The following is a 5180-nucleotide window of genomic DNA, read 5'->3' on the forward strand; positions in this document are numbered from 1 at the left end:
ATGATTCATGTTAGGCCGACGGGTGTTCCAGGGGAAGGGGGTGTGGCTGGTCAAACTTGACTAGTGGGCTGGGGTGCTCGCGGCGACCAACGGAGGAGAACATGTCGGAGACGATCGGCGCCAACGAGACGACCATCCCGCTCCCGCGCACCCACGACCCCGAGGCCACCCTCGCCTTCTACGAGATGCTCGGTTTCGAGGTCACCTGGAAACAGTTCAGGCCCTACGTCTACCTGGCGCTTCGCCGGGGCGGGTTCGAACTCCACTTCGGGGCGGCGCCCGAAGGCCTGGACCCCGGGGTGGAGGAGACCGGTGGCGCGCTGGTCATGGTCGACGACGAGGCCGCCCACCGGCGCGCCAAGTCCGCGCTCAAGCGCCACCCCGACGCGCCCGCCGACCGCTCCCGAAGCAGTTCGAGGACCTCTGTTCGAGGCAGGTCCGTCATGAGGCCGAGCCCGGCCGAGACCGCGTCGACCCGGGCGTCGTGTTCGGCCGCCAACGCCGCGCGCAGCAGCGCCAGGTAATCGTCCTCGCCCTGTTCGGTCAGCGCGTACTCGGTGCGGGGTGGGCCGCCCACACTGGAGGGCGCCACCTCGTCGGCGGCCGGCAGCCCCTGCCGCGCCATCTGCTTCAACGCGTGGTACACCGATCCGGGCTTGGCCGTGGACCACTCGTGCGCGCCCCACGACTCCAGGTCGCTGCGGACCTGGTAGCCGTGGGCGCGCCCGTGCGCCCGTACCGAACCGAGCACCAACAACCGGATCGCCGACATTCCCCCACCCCATCTGGCCGAACGGCACGAGCATAGGGGAGCCGGACGAGGGTCAGTCCCGGTCGCCCTGGCGGCGGTGCTCGGCGCCCAACGCGATCGGGGCGCCCAACCACTCGTCGCGCAGACCGAACGCGTCCACCAGCTGGACCGCGTAGGGCCGCAGGCCCTGACACAGGTCGTTGACGGCCGTCGTGACCGCCTTGGAACGCGCGGTGGAGAGCCGCTCGTGCTCCAGGAACCAACCGTTGTTCTCCTCGATCACCGAGAGCACGTACAGGTCGCACACCCGGTTGAGGAGCTTGGTGGTGGACTTGTCGCCGCAACGGTCGATGGCCGCCACGAACGCCTCCAGGACCACCCGGTCCATGTGCGCCCGCCCGGCCGCCAACACGTGGTCCTGGGCCTGGTTGAACACCTGGAAGGCGTCGCCGCCGTCCTTGCGGGAGCGGCGCAGACGCGCCGCCAGCCCTTCGAGGATGTGCTTCTCCCGGTCCTCGAACAGCTCCAGGTGCCAGCCCCGGTTGTACAGCCCCGCCTCCTCGCTGCGGCCCGGTGCCGCGGCGATGAGACGTTCGATCAGCGGAATGGCTGCGGTGCGCTCGATGACGTTCTCGAACACCTTGCCGGCCATGAACCGGGCCAGCCCCATCTGGTCCAGGTCGCCGAAGGAGTCCTTGAAGTTGGTCAGCAGCGCCTTGGCGAGCTGCTGCAACAGCACCGTGTTGTCGCCCTCGAACGTGGTGAAGATGTCCGAGTCCGCCTTGAGCTGCGGAATCCGGTTCTCCGCGATGTAACCCGAGCCGCCGCACGCCTCCCGGGCGGTCTGGATGGTCGCGGTGGCGTGCCAGGTCGAGATCGCCTTCAGACCGGCCGCGCGCGACTCCAGTTCCCGCTGGGCCCGCTCGTCGCGCTCGGTGTCGCGGGAGAGCTCGTGCAGCCGGGTGACCAGCTCCTCCTGGGCGAAGTGCAGGGCGTAGGTGCGGGCCAGAGCCGGCAGCAGCTTGCGCTGTTGGGCCAGGTAGTCGAGGACCCTCACCTCCTGCTCGGGCCCGCCGTCGGCGGCGGGCCGGGTGAACTGGCGGCGGGTGTCGGAGTAGCGGATCGCGATGGCCAGCGCCGCCTTGGTGGCGGTGCCGGCACCCCCGGCCACGCTGACCCGGCCGCGGATGAGGGTGCCCAACATGGTGAAGAACCGACGGTTGGGGCTCTCGATCGGACTGGAGTAGGTCCCGTCGGCGGCGACGTCGCCGTACCGGTTGAGCAGGTCGGTGCGAGGTACCCGCACCTGGTCGAACCACAGCCGGCCGTTGTCGACCCCGTTGAGGCCGGCCTTGGGACCACAGTCCTCGATGGTGACGCCGGGCGAGGGCCGTCCCTGTTCGTCGCGGATCGGCACCATCAGGGCGTGCACACCGTGCTCGACGAGGCCGTCCGGGCCGGGCGTGCGCAGCTGGGCGAAGACCACGGCCGCGCGGCCGTCCTTGGCGGCGTTGCCGATGTAGTCCTTGCGCGCCGACTCGTCGGGCGTGTGGACCACGAACTCCTCGGTGTCGGGGTCGTAGGTGGCGGTGGTGCGCAACCGCTGAACGTCCGAACCGTGACCGGTCTCGGTCATCGCGAAGCAACCGGGCAGCTCCACGCTCATGACGCTCGGCAGGTAGCGCTGGTGGTGGTCGTCGGTGCCCAGGGCGTTGATGGCCCCACCGAACAGGCCGAACTGCACGCCCATCTTCACCATGAGGGACATGTCGGCGACGAGCATCTCGAACGCGACCACGGAGGCGCCGACGTCGTCGGCCCCGCCGACCGATTTCGGAAAGCCGTAGGCGGGCATGTCGGTCCGGGCCAACGCCTGGAGCTGTTCGAGGGTGCGGGCGCGGTGATCCTCCATCGACAGGCCGTGCACCGGGGCGTACATGTCGCCTCGGATGACGTCGCGGGCCTTCTCTCGCACGTTGGCCCAGCGTCCGTCCAACAGGCCGCGTAGCTCGGCTTCGTTCGGCTTCAACGGTGCCTGTTCGCTCATGTGCTCCCCCTGTGGTCGTTCTTCGACGCGCACCCGCGTCCCCATGTGACTACCACCGGCACGGACACCGGCGGATCGAACACGCCCGGACGTGGGTGTGATGAGTCCAAAGGTAGTGGGCCATCGAGTGTCCCCGATGCCCGCTCCGAGGCCTCTGGGATCGGGGGTCGGGGGGCGAGGACCGGGACCAGGGGTCTCAGACCGCGATGTCGCGCAGCGGGGTCGCGGGGGTGGTGTCGGAGGCGGCGGCCTCGTCCGTGCGCCGCAGGAGGTCGTCCAGGGACAGGTCCAGGGTCGCGGCGACGGCCGCGACGGTGAAGAAGGCCGGGGTGGGGATGCGTCCGCCCTCGATCTTGCGCAGGGTCTCCACGGAGATCCCGGAGCGGCGGGCGACGTCCACCATGGTGCGCTCCGCCCGGGCCGCCCGCAGCACGGTGCCCAGGGCGCGGCCTCGCTCGATCTGTTCTTCGGTCAGCGGTTCACGAACCATGGGGCGAGTCTAACCCGGAGCCTTCCGGAGACCGGGAGGCGCATGGCATAGTTATACCGGTATATAAATTGGATCGAAAGGTGTGCGAACCCATGGTCGAACTGAAGACCCCCGAAGAGATCGCGCTCATGCGGGAGGCCGGCCGCGTGGTCGCCCACGCGTTGGAGGCCGCGCGCCAGGCGGCCGCGCCCGGGCGCACCACCGCGGACCTGGACCGAGTGGCGGCGAAGGTCATCGCCGACGCCGGCGCGGACCCGCTCTTCCTCGGCCACCAGCCGGCGTGGGCACCGACGCCCTTCCCCGGGGTGGCCTGTGTGAGCGTCAACGACGAGATCGTCCACGGCGTCCCCTCCCCCCGACGGCTGGTCGACGGCGACGTGGTGAGCGTGGACTGCGACGCCCGCCCCGGACACGGCCTGAGGTTGCGCCCGGGCCCGACCATCGCCATCGAGCCCATGTTGGTGCGCGGCGGTTCGGACGGCTACGCCCACGCCGACGAGGGGTGGACGGTGCTCAGCGACGACGGCACCCGGGCCGCCCACTGCGAGCACACCGTCGCCGTCACCGACGACGGACCCGTGGTGCTCACCCTGCCCTGACCGGGTGGGTGGACCCGGCGGCACGAGTGCGGACCCGTGGCGCCGGACCGGGGCACCGGTGTCATTGCAGTCCCGGGACCGCCAGCTCCAGACAGGCGCGTTCGGTGTCCAGGGTGGCGAAGACCCCCAGTGGGAGGGTGAGCTGGGCGGCGCAGTGGCCGAACTCCAGCCCCCACAACACCGGGACTCCCAGGTGGGAGAGCCGGTCGCGCATCAGGTCGGCGATCGTCTCCGGGGCCGGCGGGCAATCCGTCCAGGTGCCGATCGCCACCCCCCGCACCCCGTCCAACCAGCCGGTGCGCAGCAGGTGGGTGAGCATCCGGTCCACCCGTGCGGCGTCCTCGTTGATGTCCTCGAGGATCAGGATGCCGCCGTTGGTCGACAGACGGCTGTGCGGTGTGGCCAACCCGTCGTTGAGCAGGCTCAGGTTCCCGCCGAACAGCACACCCTCGGCCCGGCCCGGCACCAGGGCGCGCGCCCCCGGGGAGGTGAGCACCATCCGCTTCTCGGGGGTGAACAGGGTGGTGCGCAGCTCCGCTTGGGCCGTCTCGTCGCCCACGAAGTAGAGGGTGCCCACCACCGGTCCGTGCACCGTCGTCACACCCAGCTCGACGGCGAAAGCCTCGTGCAGCGCGGTGATGTCGCTGAACCCGATCAGCGCCTTGGGCTCGGCACCGCGCATGGCGTCGAAGTCCAACAGGTCCAGCATCCGGTGCGCGCCGTCGCCGCCACGGGCGCAGAACACCGCCCGCACGTTCGGATCGCACCAGGCGTCCTGCAGGTCGGCCGCGCGGTCGCGATCGAGGCCCGCCAGGTAGGGCAGCCGTGGGTGCCGGTCGCGTACGTGCGGAGCCAGTTCGACCTCCAGACCCCACCCGGTGAGGATCTCCACCGCCGCGTCCAACCGGTCGTCCGGTACCGGGCTGCACGGGGCCACCAACCGCACCCGATCGCCCCGACGCAGCCTCGGGGGTCGACGCAACGTCGCCGGTCGGACCGAAGACGCACCCCCACCCGTGAACTCCTCGCGCACCTCGGTCACCGACTCACCCACGTCGCTCCCCATCCTCTGTCGTCGTCCCCTCCACGGCGCCCCCGATGGCGGGGGCGCCCGGACACCGACGAGCCGCGCCGGCCGGTGTCCACAACCGGTCAGGAGCGCAGGAAGCCGTCCAGCACCCGCACCCCGAACCGCAGACCCTCCAACGGCACCCGCTCGTCCACCCCGTGCAGCAGCCCCGGGTAGTCCACACCCTCGGGCAGACGCATCGGGGAGAAGCCGTAACAGTCGAT

General features: G+C 70.7%; 5 protein-coding genes and 1 pseudogene. 2 read left to right on the plus strand and 4 right to left on the minus strand.

Annotation, left to right across the window (positions count from 1 at the left end; all coding sequences use genetic code 11):
- Positions 1 to 101: 101 nt before the first annotated feature.
- Positions 102 to 524 (plus strand): hypothetical protein, encoded by a 423-nt coding sequence (locus tag K8V84_RS25885; protein WP_369696644.1) that lies wholly within the window; start codon positions 102 to 104, stop codon positions 522 to 524.
- 14 nt (positions 525 to 538) lie between these two features.
- Here the strand turns inward: K8V84_RS25885 and K8V84_RS25890 are convergent.
- The 3 genes and pseudogenes from K8V84_RS25890 to K8V84_RS19620 form a co-directional block, all read right to left on the minus strand.
- A pseudogene (locus K8V84_RS25890) lies at positions 539 to 772 on the minus strand (PadR family transcriptional regulator); the annotation flags it as partial.
- A gap of 52 nt (positions 773 to 824) precedes the next feature.
- Positions 825 to 2798 carry an acyl-CoA dehydrogenase gene (locus K8V84_RS19615; protein ID WP_304077077.1) on the minus strand — a complete coding sequence of 658 codons (1974 nt, stop codon included), beginning with the start codon at positions 2796 to 2798 and terminating at the stop codon, positions 825 to 827.
- 196 nt (positions 2799 to 2994) lie between these two features.
- The gene (locus K8V84_RS19620; protein ID WP_304077078.1) at positions 2995 to 3288 is read right to left on the minus strand and encodes a helix-turn-helix transcriptional regulator; all 294 of its coding nucleotides are present in this window, start codon (positions 3286 to 3288) and stop codon (positions 2995 to 2997) included.
- 92 nt (positions 3289 to 3380) lie between these two features.
- On the opposite strand from K8V84_RS19620, the gene K8V84_RS19625 reads away from it, so the two are divergent.
- Entirely contained in the window at positions 3381 to 3887 is a 507-nt protein-coding gene (locus K8V84_RS19625; protein WP_304077079.1) for a M24 family metallopeptidase, read from the plus strand.
- 61 nt (positions 3888 to 3948) lie between these two features.
- On the opposite strand, the gene K8V84_RS19630 is transcribed toward K8V84_RS19625, so the two are convergent.
- A complete protein-coding gene (locus K8V84_RS19630; RefSeq protein WP_304077080.1) occupies positions 3949 to 4953 on the minus strand; it encodes an LD-carboxypeptidase in 1005 nt (334 codons plus the stop codon).
- Between the last annotated feature and the right edge of the window lie 227 nt (positions 4954 to 5180).

Origin of the sequence: Nocardiopsis listeri, assembly GCF_020741345.1 — a bacterium.
GTDB classification, from domain to species: domain Bacteria; phylum Actinomycetota; class Actinomycetes; order Streptosporangiales; family Streptosporangiaceae; genus Nocardiopsis; species Nocardiopsis listeri_A.